This is a genomic window from Klebsiella sp. 141153, assembly GCF_032601995.1.
Classification (GTDB): domain Bacteria; phylum Pseudomonadota; class Gammaproteobacteria; order Enterobacterales; family Enterobacteriaceae; genus Klebsiella; species Klebsiella aerogenes.
Genome location: NZ_JAQIRJ010000003.1, coordinates 542,787 through 561,889, shown reverse-complemented (window position 1 = coordinate 561,889; position 19,103 = coordinate 542,787). Strand labels below are relative to the sequence as shown.

At 57.0% G+C, this 19,103-nt stretch carries 14 protein-coding genes; 9 read left to right on the top strand and 5 right to left on the bottom strand.

The window, feature by feature from the left end; translation table 11 throughout:
- Positions 1–439: 439 nt before the first annotated feature.
- The gene (locus PGS10_RS08540) at positions 440–1,138 is read left to right on the top strand and encodes a membrane protein associated with oxaloacetate decarboxylase (protein WP_047047543.1); all 699 of its coding nucleotides are present in this window, start codon (positions 440–442) and stop codon (positions 1,136–1,138) included.
- A 29-nt stretch (positions 1,139–1,167) separates the two neighbouring features.
- Here PGS10_RS08540 and degS read toward each other — a convergent pair whose 3' ends face one another.
- The 3 genes from degS to zapG all read right to left on the bottom strand — a co-directional run bounded on the left by degS (position 1,168) and on the right by zapG (position 4,253).
- On the bottom strand, positions 1,168–2,226 hold the full coding sequence (gene degS, locus PGS10_RS08535; protein WP_015703614.1) for an outer membrane-stress sensor serine endopeptidase DegS: 1,059 nt from the start codon (positions 2,224–2,226) through the stop codon (positions 1,168–1,170).
- An 87-nt stretch (positions 2,227–2,313) separates the two neighbouring features.
- The gene (gene degQ / locus PGS10_RS08530; protein ID WP_063447634.1) at positions 2,314–3,681 is read right to left on the bottom strand and encodes a serine endoprotease DegQ; all 1,368 of its coding nucleotides are present in this window, start codon (positions 3,679–3,681) and stop codon (positions 2,314–2,316) included.
- A gap of 173 nt (positions 3,682–3,854) precedes the next feature.
- Positions 3,855–4,253 (bottom strand): Z-ring associated protein ZapG, encoded by a 399-nt coding sequence (gene zapG, locus PGS10_RS08525; protein ID WP_015369480.1) that lies wholly within the window; start codon positions 4,251–4,253, stop codon positions 3,855–3,857.
- A 190-nt stretch (positions 4,254–4,443) separates the two neighbouring features.
- On the opposite strand from zapG, the gene zapE reads away from it, so the two are divergent.
- The 6 genes from zapE (at position 4,444) to PGS10_RS08495 (ending at position 8,922) form a co-directional block, all read left to right on the top strand.
- On the top strand, positions 4,444–5,574 hold the full coding sequence (zapE, locus tag PGS10_RS08520; protein WP_045394987.1) for a cell division protein ZapE: 1,131 nt from the start codon (positions 4,444–4,446) through the stop codon (positions 5,572–5,574).
- A 247-nt stretch (positions 5,575–5,821) separates the two neighbouring features.
- The gene (gene rplM / locus PGS10_RS08515) at positions 5,822–6,250 is read left to right on the top strand and encodes a 50S ribosomal protein L13 (protein WP_002918559.1); all 429 of its coding nucleotides are present in this window, start codon (positions 5,822–5,824) and stop codon (positions 6,248–6,250) included.
- A 15-nt stretch (positions 6,251–6,265) separates the two neighbouring features.
- Positions 6,266–6,658 (top strand): 30S ribosomal protein S9, encoded by a 393-nt coding sequence (gene rpsI / locus PGS10_RS08510; RefSeq protein WP_000829818.1) that lies wholly within the window; start codon positions 6,266–6,268, stop codon positions 6,656–6,658.
- A gap of 309 nt (positions 6,659–6,967) precedes the next feature.
- The gene (gene sspA, locus PGS10_RS08505; RefSeq protein ID WP_015369483.1) at positions 6,968–7,606 is read left to right on the top strand and encodes a stringent starvation protein SspA; all 639 of its coding nucleotides are present in this window, start codon (positions 6,968–6,970) and stop codon (positions 7,604–7,606) included.
- A 3-nt stretch (positions 7,607–7,609) separates the two neighbouring features.
- Positions 7,610–8,107 carry a ClpXP protease specificity-enhancing factor gene (sspB, locus tag PGS10_RS08500; RefSeq protein ID WP_045394985.1) on the top strand — a complete coding sequence of 166 codons (498 nt, stop codon included), beginning with the start codon at positions 7,610–7,612 and terminating at the stop codon, positions 8,105–8,107.
- Between the two features lie 119 nt (positions 8,108–8,226).
- A complete protein-coding gene (locus PGS10_RS08495; RefSeq protein WP_316422721.1) occupies positions 8,227–8,922 on the top strand; it encodes an N-acetylmannosamine-6-phosphate 2-epimerase in 696 nt (231 codons plus the stop codon).
- A gap of 62 nt (positions 8,923–8,984) precedes the next feature.
- Here PGS10_RS08495 and gltD read toward each other — a convergent pair whose 3' ends face one another.
- Together gltD and gltB are read right to left on the bottom strand one after the other, a co-directional pair.
- Positions 8,985–10,403, bottom strand: coding sequence for a glutamate synthase subunit GltD (gene gltD, locus PGS10_RS08490; protein ID WP_015369485.1), 1,419 nt, complete (start codon positions 10,401–10,403; stop codon positions 8,985–8,987).
- Between the two features lie 9 nt (positions 10,404–10,412).
- Positions 10,413–14,873, bottom strand: a complete 4,461-nt coding sequence (gene gltB / locus PGS10_RS08485; protein WP_072048007.1) for a glutamate synthase large subunit — start codon at positions 14,871–14,873, stop codon at positions 10,413–10,415.
- A gap of 685 nt (positions 14,874–15,558) precedes the next feature.
- Between gltB and PGS10_RS08480 the strand changes: the two genes are divergently transcribed.
- Positions 15,559–16,485, top strand: coding sequence for a TIGR01212 family radical SAM protein (locus PGS10_RS08480; RefSeq protein ID WP_045394979.1), 927 nt, complete (start codon positions 15,559–15,561; stop codon positions 16,483–16,485).
- A 107-nt stretch (positions 16,486–16,592) separates the two neighbouring features.
- Complete coding sequence (arcB, locus tag PGS10_RS08475) at positions 16,593–18,929, top strand: aerobic respiration two-component sensor histidine kinase ArcB (protein WP_316422719.1); 2,337 nt, start codon at positions 16,593–16,595, stop codon at positions 18,927–18,929.
- Positions 18,930–19,103: the final 174 nt, after the last annotated feature.

Sequence of the window (19,103 nt, the reverse complement as noted above, 5' to 3'; positions counted from 1 at the left end):
TTGCCGGATGGCGGCTTACGCCTTATCCGGGCTACCCGTCCGCTCCGGTTTGTAACCCCGGTAAGCGCAGCGCCACCGGGGAGAGGTTCCCGGATGGCGGCTGGCGCCTTATCCGGGCGACCGGTCCGCTCCGGTTTGTAGCCCCGGTAAGCCAGCGCCACCGGGGAGAGGTTCCCGGATAGCGGCTGGCGCCTTATCCGGGCTACCCGTCCGCTCCGGTTTGTAGCCCCGGTAAGCCAGCGCCACCGGGGAGAGGTTGCCGGATGGCGGCTTACGCCTTATCCGGGCTACCCGTCCGCTCCGGTTTGTAACCCCGGTAAGCGCAGCGCCACCGGGGAGAGGTTCCCGGATAGCGGCTTGCGCCTAATCCGGGCGACCGATGACCCCGTAGCCCGGCCGGGCGCCGCGCGAGCCGGGAATTTTTCCTGAGGAGGCTTTGATGAATGAAACGCTAGTATTACATCCTGCCAGCCGGTCGTCGGCAAAAGAGGGGGTCGTTGATGACGCCCTGGCGTCGCTGGAGGAGCTTGAACAACTGCATCCGGCGCTGAATCTGCTGGCGCACCCGCCAGTCGGCCGTGGCAGCCATGATTTCTTTGTCTGTTGTTATGACGCCGGTATACAGCATGCGCAGAGCGGGGAGGCTGAAACGGTAGCGGCGTTGCTTGATTCGCTGACGCAGGAGCGGCAAAGGAGCGGCCTGCTTTGCGCCGCCGCCGGGCATCTGGATGCGCTGCGTCAGCCGCTGACGCATAATCGTTTATGCGATCTGGCCGGAAAGATGTGCGCCAGCGTAGCGCAGGCTGATAGTGAATCGCGCAGCGGTTTCTACAGCGTACGCAGTATCTCGCTGCCGGTGTATCGACGATTGCTGCGGGACAACCATGCGCACAGCGTTTGTTTACAGCAGTCGCTGCTGCATTTGCTGGCCTGGAGGAGTGAATCGCCGTGGGCGCGGCAGCAGGCGCAACGGCTGCTGTGGCAGGGCGGGGTTCTCGGCGAGAGAGGGGAGTTCGCGTTACTGACGCTGGATGATGAACTGCGGGAGCGGCAGATCCGCTGGCCATCGTTGTGGTCGTTACTGGCGGTGACCGGGTTTCTGGCCAGATTCCCGGCCGGACCGCTGTTTGCTGATTAATCGCGCTCCCGGTAAAGGAGCGCTAAGCGTTAATTTGTCGCCGGGTATTCCTGTACCGCCACGTGCAGGGTGATTTTCTTATCATCGCGCATGATGACCACCGGGATTTCTGAACCCGGGCGAATTTCCGCAACCTGGTCCATGGTTTCCAGCGCCGAAACTGCTGGTTTATCGTTCACCGAGATGATCACGTCATTGGCGCGGATCCCAGCCTGCGCCGCCGGGCCATCCGGGGCGACGTCATTCACGACGATCCCCTGGATCTGATCCATGCCGCCGCTCTGCGCATGCATTGGCGCGATCTCGCGGCCGCTGATCCCGATGTAACCGCGGATCACCCGACCATCGCGGATCAGTTTATCCATGATCTTGGTCGCCAGCTGGAACGGGATGGCAAAGCCGATCCCTTCCGGCGTTTCGCCGTCATTGCTCTTATCAAACGACAGGGTGTTAATACCCATCAATTCACCCAGCGAGTTGACCAGCGCGCCGCCGGAGTTGCCGTGGTTGATAGAGGCATCGGTTTGCAGGAAATTCTGCCGCCCGGTAGGGTTCAGGCCGATACGACCGGTCGCGCTGATGATGCCCTGGGTGATGGTTTGTCCGAGGTTATATGGGTTGCCTATCGCCAGTACTACATCGCCGATATGCGGAACGCGTTTCGGGTTAATCGGGATGACCGGCAGGCCGCCGCTGGCGTTTATTTTGAGCACCGCCAGGTCGGTCAGGGTATCGGAACCGACTAACAGGGCTTCGAATACCCGTCCATCCTGCAGCGCAATGATTATCTGGTCAGCATCGTTGATGACGTGCTTGTTGGTGAGGATATATCCGCGTTGGTCCATGATAACGCCGGAGCCAAGCGTCAGCTGGTTATGGCTGGTGCTGTTCAGCGCGCGGTTATAGACGTTGACCACCGCCGGCGCGGCGCGTCTTACCGCAGCATTATAGCTGGCGGGCGATTCGTCAGCGGTATCGCTCGGCGTCGCCGATGAGAGCTGCCACTGGCGCAGCGAAGGCATCGCCGCCAGCAGGATGCCGCCGACGATTAAACCGATAAGGACTGAACGTAAAAGCTTTCCTGGCATGATGCGAATATCGTTAATTAATGGGCAGGCGCAGCATAGCATGACTTATCCGGACATCGCACGACGCGCGATGTCCGGAAGCAGCCGTCAGCGTAGCAGCAGATAAATGCTTTCGTTACCGCGCAGCACATTCAGCGCGATGACGGCCGGTTTGGTTTCCAGCACTTTACGTAGCTCGGCGATGGAACGCACGCGCTGGCGGTTGAGGCCGATAATCAGATCGTCTTTATGCAAGCCAACCTGTGCCGCCGCGCTGCCTTTATCGACGCTATCGATAGTCACGCCCTTAGTGCCGTCTTTCAGCTGGCCATCGCTTAGCGCCGCTCCCTGCAGGGCCGGGATAATCAGATCGGCGCTGGCGGTGGAAGAAGTGCTCTTATCCAGCGTGACTTCGACGTCCAACGGTTTGCCGTCGCGCAGTAGCCCCAGTTTTACTTTAGTGCCAGGGGCGGTGGTGGCGATACGCGAACGCAGCTCGGCGAAGCTGCTTAGCGGTTTGCCGTTCATGCTGACGATAACGTCGCCGGATTTAATCCCTGCTTTTGCGGAGCCTGAATTGGCCAGAACTTCGCTTACGAAGGCGCCGCGCTGAGCGTTGATATTCATCGCCTTAGCGATATCCGCGCTCATTTCCATGCCTTTAATACCCAGCAGGCCGCGTTTGATTTCGCCGTATTGAATAAGCTGATCGGCGAGGGTCTTCGCCATGTTGCTCGGGATGGCGAAGCCGATGCCGATGCTGCCGCCGCCCGGCGCCAGAATGGCGGTATTAATGCCGATAAGCTCGCCGTTGAGATTCAGCAGCGCGCCGCCGGAGTTGCCGCGGTTAATTGAGGCATCGGTTTGAATAAAGTTTTCCAGCCCTTCGAGATTAAGGCCGCTACGGCCCAGCGCGGAGATAATGCCGGAAGTGGCGGTTTGGCCGAGGCCGAAGGGGTTGCCGACGGCAACGGCGAAATCGCCGACGCGCAGTTTGTCGGAATCCGCGATGGCGATTTGCGTTAAATTGCTGGGTTTTAAAACCTGCAGCAGAGCGATATCGCTCTGTTCGTCGCTGCCTACCAGTTTGGCATCGAACTCGCGGCCATCGTTCAACTGAATGCTGATTTTCTGCGCCTGGCTTATTACGTGGTTGTTGGTCAGTACGTAGCCTTTGGCGGCGTCGATAATCACCCCTGAACCGAGTCCTTCAAACGGCTGCGCCTGCTCTTGCGGCGCGTTGTCGCCGAAGTATTTTTTCAGCTCTTCCGGCATATTCTGCACCGGCGAGGCGGTGCCTTCTACCTGCACGCTCACCACCGCAGGCAATACTTTTTCCAGCATCGGCGCGAGGCTCGGCAGCGCGCCCTGGCCTGGAACCTGGGTCGGCAGTGATGCCGCCGCCGGAGGCAGGACCGACAACGATAATCCAATGCTTAACGCTAACGCACTCAACAGCAAAGTCTGTTTCTTCATTAGATGCTGGCTCTCGTAACCTGAGGTGTATGGAAAAAACGTCCGAATGATTTGATGTTATTGAATTTTCGACCGGCTAACAATGCGGTCCGTGCTTAAATTGTAGCTGGGATGCAGGGGGAAGACGGGCGCGGAAGGCGCGCCCGGTAAATATTTTTACGCAGACAGCGGGATCAGTCGCGTTTCGCGCCACCGCGCAGCAGGCCGGAGGCGCCTTCAGAGTAGTCGCGCGGCATCTGTACCGGCGCCTGATCGTTGCTGGCTTCGGACTCCGCCAGGCGATTGCGGAACGGATTGGCGTCCGCCATAGCGTCCGGCAGCAGGCTGCTGGAGCTTTTTGCCATGTGCTGATACAGCTGACGGTAGTCATCCGCCATGTTGTCCAGCAGTTCTGCGCTGCGCGCAAAATGGCTGACCAGCTCTTCGCGATACTCTTCAAGCTCTGCTTTATTCTTTTCCAGTTCGAACTGCAGCGCTTGTTGCTGACGCAATTTGCGGTTACCAAAACGCATGGCGACGGCACCGATGATGATACCGACGACTAATCCAATTAGCGCGTATTCCCAGGTCATGAACATCTCCCGTTGTTTTGTGGTTCCGTAGGGTGGCTGTTAGGCTCTCCGCCTGCGCCCGATAGTGCCACTATAACCGCTAATTCCACAGAAGTGGAATCCTGGCGTATCATCGCGTACTGTAGAACCGCCTTTTTTTCGTCAATCGTGCGCTACGGCGCCACGGTTTTCAAGGAATAACAATAAGATCATGCAAAGCCTGTCCCCAACATCGCGTTACCTTTTAGCTCTCAAAGAGGGCAGCCATCAACCAGACGATGTCCAACGAGAAGCGGTCAGCCGACTCGATACCATCTATCGTGAACTGCAGGATAAACCTGTAGCCGCAGCGCCCGCGGGCGGCGGTCTGCGGGCGAAATTCAGCAAACTACTCGGCAAGCGCGAGCCGGCGGCGGAAGCGACCGCTGTACGCGGCCTGTATATGTGGGGCGGCGTGGGGCGCGGCAAAACCTGGCTGATGGATATGTTCTATCAAAGCCTGCCGGGCGAGCGTAAACAGCGCCTGCATTTCCATCGCTTTATGCTGCGCGTGCACGAAGAGTTAACCACCCTGCAGGGGCATAGCGACCCGCTGGAAATCGTTGCCGACCGCTTTAAAGCGCAAACCGATGTGTTGTGCTTCGACGAGTTTTTTGTCTCCGACATCACCGATGCCATGCTGCTCGGCGGCTTAATGAAAGCGCTGTTCTCGCGGGGGATTACGCTGGTCGCTACCTCGAACATCCCGCCGGACGAACTCTACCGCAATGGTCTGCAACGCGCGCGTTTCCTGCCGGCGATAGACGCCATCAAACAGCATTGCGACATTATGAACGTCGATGCGGGGATTGATTACCGCCTGCGCACTTTAACCCAGGCGCATCTGTGGCTGTCGCCGCTCAATGCCGAGACCAGCCAGCAAATGGATAAACTCTGGCTGGCGCTGGCGGGGGGCAAACGCGAGCAGATGCCGACGCTGGAAATTAACCACCGGCCGCTGCCGACGTTGGGCGTGGAAAACCAGACCCTGGCAGCGTCGTTCGACACGCTGTGCGTAGATGCGCGCAGCCAGCACGATTACATCGCGCTGTCACGCCTGTTCCATACCGTGATGTTGTACGATGTGCCGGTGATGACGACGCAGCTCGAGAGCGAAGCGCGGCGCTTTATCGCGCTGGTGGATGAATTCTACGAACGCCATGTGAAGCTGGTGGTCAGCGCGGCGGTACCGCTGTATGAGATCTATCAGGGCGAACGCCTGAAGTTTGAGTTCCAGCGCTGTTTATCGCGCCTGCAGGAAATGCAAAGCGAAGAGTATCTGAAGCAGCCGCACATGCCCTGAATCCAGCCTTCTTCTCAGGTTGAGAAAAACCTGCTGCAAATCACATAAAGGGGTCGATCTTTGGCCCCTACTTCTCTATAATCTTGCGACCCCACGTTACGAGAAGGTTTTTTTTCCCGAAATCTTCTATGTGCTGGCATAGGCTATTCGAAGGGGTAGGTTTGCCGGACTTTGTCGTGTGAACCTCAACTGACTAAACGTTTGGGTGTTCACCAACGTGTAACTTATTTATTTGGGTAAGCTTTTAATGAAAACTTTTACAGCTAAACCAGAAACCGTAAAACGCGACTGGTATGTTGTTGACGCGACCGGTAAAACTCTGGGCCGTCTGGCTACTGAACTGGCTCGTCGCCTGCGCGGTAAGCACAAAGCGGAATACACTCCGCACGTTGATACTGGTGATTACATCATCGTTCTGAACGCAGAAAAAGTTGCTGTAACCGGCAACAAGCGCGAAGACAAAATGTACTACCACCACACCGGCCACATCGGTGGTATCAAAGAAGCGACCTTTGAAGAGATGATTGCCCGCCGTCCTGAGCGTGTGATTGAAATCGCGGTTAAAGGCATGCTGCCAAAAGGCCCGCTGGGTCGTGCTATGTACCGTAAACTGAAAGTTTACGCTGGTAACGAGCACAACCACGCGGCACAGCAACCGCAAGTTCTTGACATCTAATCGGGATTATAGGCAATGGCTGAAAATCAATACTACGGCACTGGTCGCCGCAAAAGTTCCGCAGCTCGCGTTTTCATCAAACCGGGCAACGGCAAAATCGTAATCAACCAGCGTTCGCTGGAACAGTACTTCGGTCGTGAAACTGCCCGCATGGTAGTTCGTCAGCCGCTGGAACTGGTCGACATGGTTGAGAAACTGGATCTGTACATCACTGTTAAAGGTGGTGGTATCTCTGGTCAGGCTGGTGCGATCCGTCACGGTATCACCCGCGCTCTGATGGAGTACGACGAGTCCCTGCGTTCTGAACTGCGTAAAGCTGGCTTCGTTACTCGTGACGCTCGTCAGGTTGAACGTAAGAAAGTCGGTCTGCGTAAAGCACGTCGTCGTCCGCAGTTCTCCAAACGTTAATTGTTTTCTGCTCACGCAGAACAATTTGCGAAAAAACCCGCTCCGGCGGGTTTTTTTATGGATAAAACGGCTGTTATCCACAAAGAAATGGTCTGTTCTTACCACTTTTTCAGCATTTCCAGAATACCCTCACCACAACGTCCGCAAAATCTGGTAAACTATCATCCAATTTTCTGCCCAAATGCTGGTGGTTGTTCATTTTTTAGTTAATCAATGAACATATCGTCGCCGTGCGAATGGGGTTTATACATCTGGCTGGCCATGCGTGGTCGGCAGCAGTAAAAATTCTGAATATACCTGGAGGTTTTCATGGCTGTCGCTGCCAACAAACGTTCGGTAATGACGCTGTTTTCTGGTCCTACTGACATCTATAGCCATCAGGTCCGCATCGTGCTGGCCGAAAAAGGTGTCAGTTTTGAGATAGAGCACGTGGAGAAGGATAACCCGCCTCAGGATCTGATTGACCTCAACCCGAATCAAAGCGTCCCGACGCTGGTGGATCGTGAGCTCACTCTGTGGGAATCCCGCATCATTATGGAATACCTGGATGAGCGTTTCCCGCATCCGCCGCTAATGCCGGTTTACCCGGTGGCGCGTGGTGAAAGCCGTCTGTACATGCAACGTATCGAGAAAGACTGGTATTCGCTGATGAATACCATCCAGACCGGTACCGCGGCCCAGGCTGATGCCGCTCGTAAGCAGCTGCGTGAAGAACTGCAGGCGATTGCGCCGGTCTTTACTCAGAAGCCTTACTTCCTGAGCGATGAGTTCAGCCTGGTCGATTGCTACCTGGCTCCGCTGCTGTGGCGTTTGCCGGTTCTCGGCGTAGAACTGGTGGGTGCTGGCGCGAAAGAGCTTAAGGGCTATATGACTCGCGTCTTCGAACGTGATTCTTTCCTCGCTTCTTTAACTGAAGCCGAGCGTGAAATGCGCCTCGGCCGGGGCTAAATAATGGATGTATCACAGCTGACGCCGCGTCGCCCGTACCTGCTGCGGGCGTTCTATGAGTGGCTGCTGGATAACCAGCTGACTCCGCACCTGGTCGTCGATGTGACGCTGCCAGGCGTTCTCGTGCCGATGGAGTACGCTCGCGACGGCCAAATCGTTCTGAACATTGCGCCGCGTGCGGTGGGCAATCTGGAACTGGCGAATGACGAAGTGCGCTTTAACGCCCGCTTCGGCGGCGTACCGCGCAACGTTTCCGTGCCGCTGGCTGCGGTACTCGCAATCTATGCCCGTGAGAACGGCGCAGGAACGATGTTTGAACCTGAAGCGGCCTATGACGAAGATGTCAGCAGCCTCAACGATGATGACGTCGCGCCTGAGAGCGAAAACGAAACGGTGATGTCGGTGATTGATGGCGATAAGCCGGATAATCACGATGACGATCCTGACGACACGCCACCGCCGCCGCGCGGTGGTCGTCCGGCGCTGCGCGTTGTGAAGTAATGCCTGACAGGCCCTCCGGGGCCTGTTTTTTTGCCTGCTTGCTTTGTTAACCCCGCCACACATCACGCGTCTCGCCACTGGTACTGTTTACGCTACACGTATCCGTTCGGGGAGCAGGAATGTCTTTATTTGCCCAACTAAATTCGCGCATACGCCATCATGGCGGATTAATTGTCTCCTGCCAGCCGGTACCCGGCAGCCCGCTTGATAACCCGCAGATTGTCGCCGCGATGGCGCTGGCGGCAGAGCAGGCGGGGGCCGTGGCGCTGCGTATTGAAGGTCTGAACAACCTGCAGGCCGTTCGTCCGTTAGTGACGGTGCCCATTATCGGCCTGATAAAGCGCGATCTGCATGAAAGCCCGGTGCGTATCACCCCGTGGGTGGAGGATATCGTCGCGCTGGCGCAGGGCGGGGCGGATATTATTGCCATTGACGGTACGCAGCGTCAGCGTCCGGTACCGGTATCGGCGCTATTGGCGGAAATTCATCATCAGGGAAAAGTGGCGATGGCGGATTGTTCGTCTCAGGCCGATGCCCTGCAGTGCTGGCAGCTGGGCGCAGAAATCGTCGGCACCACTCTTTCAGGCTATACCGCAGAAGAGACGCCGGATGAGCCCGACCTGGCGCTGGTGAAAAGCCTCAGCGCCGCGGGCTGCAGGGTAATCGCCGAGGGGCGGTATAATACGCCAGCGCAGGCGGCTGAGGCGATGCGCCACGGCGCGTGGGCCGTCACCGTCGGGTCAGCGATAACCCGCTTAGAGCATATCTGTGGATGGTATAATACGGCGTTGAAAAAAGCCGTTTCTAATCGATGAAGCATAAAAAAGCCCGATGGCGTTAACCATCGGGCTTTTATGCGTTGCGACTCAGAATCTAATCAGACTTCAAGATAGTTGAGGATACCGTCTGCCGCTTTGCGGCCTTCGGCAATCGCCGTTACCACCAGGTCCGAACCGCGAACGATATCGCCGCCGGCAAAGATTTTCGGGTTGCTGGTCTGGAACGCGTTGTCGCTGCCTTCCGGGGCGATGATGCGGCCCTGAGAGTCCAGCTCGACGCTATGCTTCGCCAGCCATTCCATGCTGTGCGGACGGAAACCAAACGCCATCACCACCGCGTCTGCCGGCACCACGTGCTCGGAACCGGCGACGATTTCCGCGCGACGGCGGCCTTTCGCATCCGGCTGGCCCATTTCGGTGCGCGCCATTTTCACGCCGCACACTTTGCCGTTGGCATTCACTTCCACGCCCAGCGGCTGGACGTTGAACTGGAATTCGACACCCTCTTCACGCGCGTTTTTCACTTCGCGTTTGGAGCCCGGCATGTTTTCTTCGTCACGGCGATAGGCGCAAATAACGTGCGCCGCCCCCTGACGAACCGAGGTCCGCACGCAGTCCATCGCGGTGTCGCCGCCGCCGAGAACCACCACGCGTTTGCCTTCCATACTGACGAAAGGTTCGTGTGCCGTTTCGCCAAAGCCCATGATCTGTTTGGTGTTGGCGATAAGGAACGGCAGAGCGTCATACACGCCGTTGGCATCTTCGTTTTCCAGCCCGCCGCGCATGGACTGGTAGGTGCCCACGCCCAGAAATACCGCATCGTACTCTTTCAGCAGATCGTCGAGCTGGACGTCACGACCCACTTCGGTATTGAGCCGGAACTCAATCCCCATGCCGGTGAAGATCTCACGGCGGCGGGTCATCACCTCTTTTTCCAGCTTGAACGCCGGGATGCCGAAGGTCAGCAGGCCGCCGATTTCCGGATGACGATCGAAGACGATCGCCTTCACGCCGTTGCGGGTCAGCACATCGGCGCAGGCCAGCCCTGCCGGACCGGCGCCGATGATGGCGACGGTTTTACCGGTTTGCTTCACGCCGGACAAGTCCGGGCGCCAGCCCATCTCAAACGCTTTATCGTTGATATAGCGTTCAATGTTGCCGATGGTCACCGCGCCGAACTCATCGTTCAGGGTGCAGGAACCTTCGCACAGGCGGTCCTGCGGGCAGACACGTCCGCAGACTTCCGGCAGGGTGTTGGTCTGATGCGACAGCTCCGCCGCTTCAAAAATACGCCCCTCGTTGGCCAGCTTCAGCCAATTCGGGATGTAATTGTGCACCGGACATTTCCATTCGCAGTACGGGTTGCCGCAGGAGAGGCAGCGATCCGCCTGCGCCTTGGCCTGGCCTTCTGAAAACGGCTCGTAAATTTCTACAAACTCAATTTTACGGATCTTCAGCGGTTTCTTTGGCGGATCAACACGCTGCAGGTCGATAAATTGGTATACGTTCTGACTCATCTTAACCCCTTACTGCGCCTGCACCCGCAGCTCAGCTGCGGAACGACTACGGTGACCCAACAGTGCTTTAACATCGCTGGACTTCGGTTTAACCAGCGCAAACTTCGCCGCGAAGGCCGGCCAGTTGGCGAGGATCTCTTCGCCGCGCTGCGAACCGGTAAGCTGGACGTGTTCGGTAATTAAGCCGCGCAGGTGTTCCTCATGGATAGCCAGCGTGTCCACGTCCAGAACTTCCACCAGTTCAGGGTTAACGCGTTTACGGAAGTCGCCATCCTCATCCAGGACGTAAGCAAAGCCGCCGGTCATACCTGCGCCGAAGTTCACGCCGGTTTTACCCAGGATACAGACGATCCCGCCGGTCATGTATTCACAGCCGTTGTCGCCGATGCCTTCCACCACGGTGATGGCGCCGGAGTTACGTACCGCAAAGCGTTCGCCCGCGCGTCCTGCCGCGTACAGACGACCGCCGGTCGCGCCATACAGACAGGTGTTGCCAATGATGCTTGCTTCATGGCTGCGGAAGGCGGAGCCGACCGGAGGACGAATCGACAGCAGACCGCCCGCCATGCCTTTACCCACGTAGTCGTTGGCGTCGCCGGTCAGGTGCAGCTCAACGCCGCCGGCGTTCCAGACGCCGAAGCTCTGGCCCGCGGTACCGCTAAAGTGGGCGGTAATCGGGTCGGCGGCCAGCCCCTGGTCGCCATGAGTCTGGGCGATATAGCCGGACAATGACGCCCCAACGGAACGGTCGGTGTTACGAATATCGAACCAGAACGTTTTGCTCTGTTTGTTATCCACATACGGCTTCGCCTGCTGCAGCAGCTGCGCGTTGAGCACGCCGTTATCGAACGGCGGGTTGCTCTCGGTGCAGTACAGCGCCTTGCCCGGCAGCGGCTCAGCGGTTTCCAGCAGTTTGCCGAGCTCCAGTTTCTGCTGTTTCGCCGTAAAGCCTTCCAGTTCTTTCAGCAGGTCGGTACGGCCGATCAGGTCCACCAGACGCTTCACGCCCAGCTGCGCCATCAGCTCGCGGGTTTCGCGGGCGATGAATTCAAAGTAATTGGTCACTTTGAACGGCAGGCCGTGGTAGTGGTTCTTACGCAGTTTGTCGTCCTGGGTCGCTACGCCGGTGGCGCAGTTGTTCAGGTGACAGATACGCAGGTATTTACAGCCCAGCGCGACCATCGGGCCGGTGCCGAAGCCGAAGCTTTCCGCGCCAAGGATCGCCGCTTTGATGATATCGAGGCCGGTTTTCAGGCCGCCGTCTACCTGCAGGCGAATTTTATGACGCAGGCCGTTGGCGACCAGCGCCTGCTGGGTTTCCACCAGGCCAAGTTCCCACGGACAGCCGGCATATTTCACCGATGAGAGCGGGCTCGCCCCGGTACCGCCATCGTAACCGGCGATAGTGATAAGGTCTGCGTAGGCTTTCGCCACGCCGGTGGCGATGGTGCCGACACCCGGTTCGGAAACCAGTTTGACGGAAATCATCGCCTTCGGATTGACCTGCTTGAGGTCGAAAATCAGCTGTGCCAGATCCTCGATAGAGTAAATATCGTGGTGCGGCGGCGGGGAGATCAGCGTCACGCCCGGTACCGAATAACGCAGTTTGGCGATATAAGGCGTCACTTTGTCACCCGGCAACTGTCCGCCTTCACCGGGTTTCGCGCCCTGGGCGACTTTAATCTGGATCACGTCGGCATTCACCAGGTAGGCTGGAGTAACGCCGAAACGACCGGAAGCCACCTGCTTAATGCGCGAGACTTTGTTGGTGCCGTAGCGCGCCGGGTCTTCACCGCCTTCACCGGAGTTGGAGAAGCCGCCGATGCTGTTCATCGCTTCCGCCAGTGATTCGTGCGCTTCCGGGCTCAGTGCGCCGATCGACATGGCCGCGGTATCGAAGCGTTTAAACAGCTCTTTCGCTGATTCCACCTCATTGATGCTTACGGCTTCATCGCCTGGGTTGAGCGCCAGCAGATCGCGCAGCGTGGCCGCCGGGCGTTCATTAACCAGCTTCGCGTATTCCTGATAATCACGGTATTCGCCGCTCTGAACCGCCTGCTGCAGGGTGCGAACGACGTCCGGGTTGTAGGCGTGATATTCGCCGCCGTGGACGTATTTCAGCAAGCCGCCCTGAGCCAGCGGTTTACGCGCCAGCCATGCGCGCTTCGACAGATTCAGCAGGTCCTGCTGGAAGTCGTCGAAACCGGCGCCGCCGATGCGGCTCACTACGCCCTGGAAGCAGAGGTCGGCCACGTCGCGATGCAGGCCGACCGCTTCGAACAGCTTCGAGCAGCGGTAGGAGGCGATGGTCGAGATCCCCATCTTCGACATGATTTTGTACAGGCCTTTGTTGATGCCGTTACGGTAGTTCAGCATCACCGCACGGTATTCTTTATCGATAGCTTTGCTATCCACCAGCTTCGCCAGGGTTTCGTAAGCCAGATAAGGATAGATAGCCGTCGCGCCAAAGCCCAGCAGCACCGCGAAGTGGTGCGGATCGCGGGCGCTGGCGGTTTCGACGATGATGTTAGCGTCGCAGCGCAGGCTCTTTTCGACGAGGCGCGTCTGGATAGCGCCAACGGCCATCGGCGCCGGCACTGGCAGACGATCTTTCGCGATGTTGCGGTCAGACAGTACCAGCAATACGGTACCGTTACGCACCATCTGTTCCGCTTTATCGCACAGCGCTTTTACCGTCTCGGCCAGCGTGGTTTCGTTGGCATCAAAGGTAATGTCCAGGGTGTCGGCGCGATAGTGCTCCTCCTCCATGGTGGTCAGCTGTTTAAAGTCGGAGTACAGCAGGATCGGCGATTTGAAGCTCAGGCGGTGCGCCTGGCCTTCCGCTTCGCAGAAGACGTTCATTTCGCGACCAATACTGGTAGCCAGCGACATCACGTGCGCTTCACGCAGCGGATCGATAGGCGGGTTTGTCACCTGGGCGAACTGCTGGCGGAAATAATCGTAAATGATACGCGGCTGGCTGGAGAGCACGGCGAATGGGGTATCATCGCCCATCGAACCGACCGCTTCCTGGCCGTTTTCCCCAAGGACGCGCAGGACGGAGTCCAGCTCTTCGGCGCTGTAGTTAAACTGTTTCTGGTAGCTGGCGAGCGTGTCGTCATCCAACTGACGGCTGCCGACTTCTTCTTCCGGCAGGTCTTCGAACGGCACCAGACGGCGGACGTTTTTCTCCATCCACTCTTTGTACGGATGGCGGCTTTTCAGATCGTTATCGGTTTCCGCCGAGTGCAGAATGCGCCCGCTGCGGGTATCGATGACCATCAGCTCGCCAGGCCCAACGCGGCCTTTTTCCATCACCTCATCCGGCTGATAGTCCCAGATGCCGACTTCAGACGCGCAGGTGATGAGTTTATCTTTGGTAATGACGTAGCGCGCCGGACGCAGACCGTTACGGTCGAGGTTACAGGCGGCGTAGCGACCGTCGGACATGACGATGCCCGCCGGGCCGTCCCACGGCTCCATATGCATGGAGTTAAAGTCGAAGAACGCGCGCAGCTCCGGATCCATATCCGGGTTATTCTGCCAGGCTGGCGGTACCAGCAGGCGCATCGCGCGGACGATATCCATCCCGCCTGCCAGCAGCAATTCCAGCATATTATCCATCGAGCTTGAGTCAGAGCCGGTTTCATTGACGAACGGCGCGGCGTCATGCAGATCGGGGATCAGCGGAGTCTGGAATTTATAGGTACGGGCGCGGGCCCACTGGCGGTTACCGGTGATGGTATTGATTTCACCGTTGTGCGCCAGATAGCGGAACGGCTGCGCCAGCGGCCAGCGAGGCACGGTATTGGTGGAGAAGCGCTGGTGGAACAGACAGATAGCGGATTCCAGGCGCAGGTCCGCGAGGTCCAGGTAGAAGCGCGGCAAATCCGCCGGCATACACAGACCTTTATAGATATTGACCAGGTTCGACAGGCTACAAACGTAGAAATCTTTGTCTTCCTGCAGGCGCTTTTCAATGCGACGGCGCGCGATGAACAGACGGCGTTCCATATCGCGCGGGCGCCAGCCTGCCGGAGCGTTAACAAAAATTTGTTCAATACGAGGCAGCGAGGAGAGGGCGATTTCACCGAGCACGCCTTCGTTAGTCGGCACATCGCGCCAGCCAACGATAGACAATGTTTCGCGTTGCAGCTCTTCTTCAACGATACGGCGCGCAGCGCTTGCCAGCTCGGGGTCTTTATTCAGGAACAGCATCCCGACGGCGTAGTTTTTGGCTAAGCGCCAGCCGCGTTCTTCCGCCACAATCCGGAAGAAACGATCGGGTTTTTGTAACAGCAGGCCGCAACCGTCGCCGGTTTTACCATCGGCAAGGATCGCGCCGCGGTGCTGCATTCGGGCCAGTGCGTGTATAGCGGTGCGCACTACCTTGTGGCTAGGTTCGCCTTCTATGTGGGCGATCAGGCCGAAACCACAGTTATCCCGCTCAAGGGATTTGTCGTACAACATATCAGTGAACCTCCCCAGGCTCTACGGGATGCCCTCTTAATCGATTGCGCGCAAGGCACAGCAAGAGCATGGCGACGGGGTAAGGGCATCTTTGCCTACCTCGCATTCGCCCTCTTTAAATCCTTTTCGCATCGGTACACAAGTTTGAGGACTTGCTATTAAGAGGGAATCTCAATTACTGCATAAATATGATGAGCAGAGCGCTCATCCAGAAAGCTTCCAGCGGATTCCCAACTTATCGAGAATCCACACTTACGTCAAATGGCAATCTTATTTATACAAAAGTGTGCTAAGATGTGGTTAATTTTATGATTTTAAAGGGTATTATTGTTTTTTTAAAGGCATATAAACTCTCAGGGATGCGTAATCTAGTGTGATCTGTCTCACTATATCCGCAGCCTAAGATTACCTTTCTGTGCTGAATTGTATTTTTATAGCAGAGCATTTGACTGCTGCTGTTCTTAATGGCAGGAAATAAAACTATTTTTTGCTGTGACAAAGATAATTGAAACTCAGCATTGAAGTATAAGGAAATGTTATTACTGCAGCTGTGAATGAAACAGCGTTTATTTTGATTGAATATGCAATGAGCTAAGCGGCCGCGCTGACGATTGATCCAGGTCATCGCCGTCGGAGGCTAAAAATGGCAGGCTTGGCCCCTTTCTTGAGGCCGGTCTATCAGATTATGCAGTTACAAAAATTAGTCAACATGTTTGGTGGGGATCTTACGCGCCGCTACGGTGAAAAGGTACATAAACTGACGCTGCATGGTGGATTTAGCTGCCCGAATCGTGATGGCACAATTGGCCGCGGCGGCTGCACATTTTGTAATGTCGCCTCCTTCGCCGACGAGGCCCAGCAGTACCGCTCAATTGCCGATCAGCTGGCGCACCAGGCGCAGCTGGTCAACCGCGCGAAACGCTATCTTGCTTATTTCCAGGCCTACACCAGCACCTTTGCCGAAGTTCAGCTCCTGCGTTCGATGTATCAGCAGGCGGTGAGTCAGGCGAATATCGTGGGGCTGTGCGTCGGCACTCGCCCCGACTGCGTTCCCGATGCGGTGCTGGATCTGCTCAGCGAATATCGGGAGCAGGGCTATGAAATCTGGCTGGAGCTGGGGCTGCAGACCGCGCATGATAAAACGCTGCATCGTATCAATCGCGGCCATGACTTTGCCTGCTACCAGCGCACCACCCGACTGGCGCGCGAGCGCGGATTAAAGGTCTGTGCGCATCTTATCGTCGGCCTACCGGGCGAAACGCAGCAACAGTGCCTGCAAACCCTGCAACGGGTGGTCGACACCGGCGTCGATGGCATCAAGCTGCACCCGCTGCACATCGTGACCGGCAGCATCATGGCGAAAGCCTGGCAGGCGGGTCGCCTGAACGGTATTGCGCTGGATGACTATACGGTCACCGCCGGTGAGATGATTCGCCATACCCCGCCGGAGGTGATTTATCACCGTATCTCGGCCAGCGCCCGTCGCCCAACGCTGCTGGCGCCGCTGTGGTGCGAAAACCGCTGGACCGGCATGGTCGAGCTGGACAAATACCTTAATGCCCATGGCGTTCAGGGGTCGGCATTGGGGACTCCGTGGATCCTGCCCGCCTGATGCTCCACTTCCTTAACGGCTGATTACCGCCGCATTTTTTGCACAACTTACAGCGTAATGTTCAGAATTGGGTATTATTGTGCGGAGTTGGCGATAAGGAATCCCTCATGAAGCAAATTCGTATGCTGGCGCAGTACTATGTCGATCTGATGATGAAGTTAGGTCTGGTGCGCTTTTCAATGCTGTTAGCTCTGGCGCTGGTGGTGCTGGCTATTGTGGTACAGATGGCCGTCACGATGGTGCTGCATGGGCAGGTGGAGAGTATTGATGTCATCCGTTCTATCTTCTTCGGGCTGCTGATTACCCCCTGGGCGGTCTATTTTCTGTCGGTGGTAGTCGAACAGCTGGAAGAGTCGCGGCAGCGGCTCTCGCGGTTGGTGGAAAAGCTGGAAGAGATGCGCGAGCGCGACCTTAAGCTTAACGTGCAGCTCAAGGACAATATCGCCCAGTTGAACCAGGAAATTGGCGAGCGTGAGAAAGCGGAAGCGGAACGCGAGACCACGCTGGAACAGTTGAAAATAGAGATGAAAGAGCGTGAAGAGACGCAAATTCAGCTGGAACAACAGTCCTCCTTCCTGCGCTCTTTCCTTGATGCCTCACCGGATCTGGTTTTCTATCGTAACGAAGATAAAGAGTTCTCCGGCTGTAACCGGGCGATGGAACTGTTGACCGGAAAAAGCGAAAAGCAGCTGATTCACCTCAAGCCGCAGGATGTCTATAGCGAAGAAGCCGCGGTGAAAGTGCTGGAGACCGATGAGAAAGTCTTCCGCCATAATGTCTCGCTGACCTACGAACAATGGCTCGATTATCCCGATGGGCGTAAAGCCTGCTTTGAGATCCGCAAGGTCCCCTACTATGACCGCGTGGGCAAGCGCCGTGGCCTGATGGGCTTTGGCCGCGATATTACCGAGCGTAAGCGCTATCAGGACGCGCTGGAGCGCGCCAGCCGGGACAAGACCACCTTTATCTCAACCATCAGCCACGAGCTGCGCACGCCGCTCAACGGCATCGTTGGGCTCAGCCGCATCCTGCTGGATACTGAATTGACCAACGAGCAGGAAAAATATCTGAAAACTATCCATGTTTCAGCGGTGACGCTGGGGAATATCTTCAACGATATTATCGACATGGATAAAATGGAGCGGCGCAAAGTGCAGCTCGATAATCAGGAGGTGGATTTCACCAGCTTCCTTGCCGATCTGGAGAACCTCTCGGGCCTGCAGGCGCAGCAGAAAGGGTTGCGCTTTGTGATGGAGCCAACCCAGCCGCTGCCGCACAAGGTGGTAACCGATGGTACGCGCCTGCGGCAGATCCTGTGGAACCTGATCAGCAATGCGGTGAAGTTTACCCAGCAGGGCAATGTCACCGTGCGCGTCCGCTATGATGAAGGCGATATTCTGCACTTCGAAGTCGAGGACTCCGGTATCGGTATCCCGCAGGCGGAGCAGGACAAAATTTTCGCCATGTATTATCAGGTGAAAGACAGCCATGGCGGTAAACCGGCAACCGGTACCGGCATTGGTCTGGCGGTGTCGCGCCGTCTGGCGCGCAATATGGGCGGCGATATCAGCGTGACCAGCCAGCCGGGGCAGGGGGCGACGTTTACCCTGACCGTACACGCGCAGGCGGTGGCTGATGAAGTCGAAGATACGCTGGCCGAAGACGATATGCCGCTGCCGGCGCTGAATGTGCTGCTGGTGGAAGATATCGAACTGAACGTGATTGTCGCCCGCTCGGTGCTGGAAAAACTGGGCAACAGCGTGGACGTGGCGATGACCGGTAAAGCCGCGCTGGAGATGTTCGAACCCGGCGAATATGACCTGGTGTTGCTGGATATTCAGCTACCGGACATGACCGGTCTCGACATCTCGCGGCAGCTAAAACAGCGCTATGCCGCCGATGAGCTGCCGCCGCTGGTGGCGCTGACCGCTAACGTGCTGAAGGACAAAAAAGAGTACCTTGATGCCGGCATGGATGATGTATTGAGTAAGCCGCTGTCGGTACCGGCGTTAACCGCGATCATCAAGAAATTCTGGGATGCGCCGGAAGACGAAGGCCATGAGCCGCCTGCGGTGGATGTCGCGAAATCGGCATCGGTACTGGACACCGATATGCTGGAGCAATATATCGAGCTGGTGGGACCGAAGCTGATTACCGACGGGCTGGCGGTGTTTGAGAAGATGATGCCAGGCTACATGTCCGTGCTGGAATCGAATCTCACCGCGCGCGACCAGAAAGGTATCGTCGATGAGGGCCATAAAATTAAGGGCGCGGCGGGTTCGATAGGCCTGCGCCATATCCAGCAGTTGGGACAGCAGATCCAAACGCCAGATTTACCCGCGTGGGAAGACAACGTCGGCGAGTGGGTGGAAGAGATGAAATCCGAGTGGCAAAACGATGTTGCGATACTGAAGGCCTGGATTGCGGCGGCGGATAAAAAATGACCCCGGATAAACCGGGGTGCGCGAATACTGCGCCAACACCAGGGAACTGGTTGTTGAGCCAGGATTGTTCGAGTGATTTTTTTACACGGCGCAACCTGAGGATTTGGCTTGCTCGTTCATTAAGATAGCAAACCATAAATAATTTGTTACGTGAATCGGTAAAATATGTGAAGC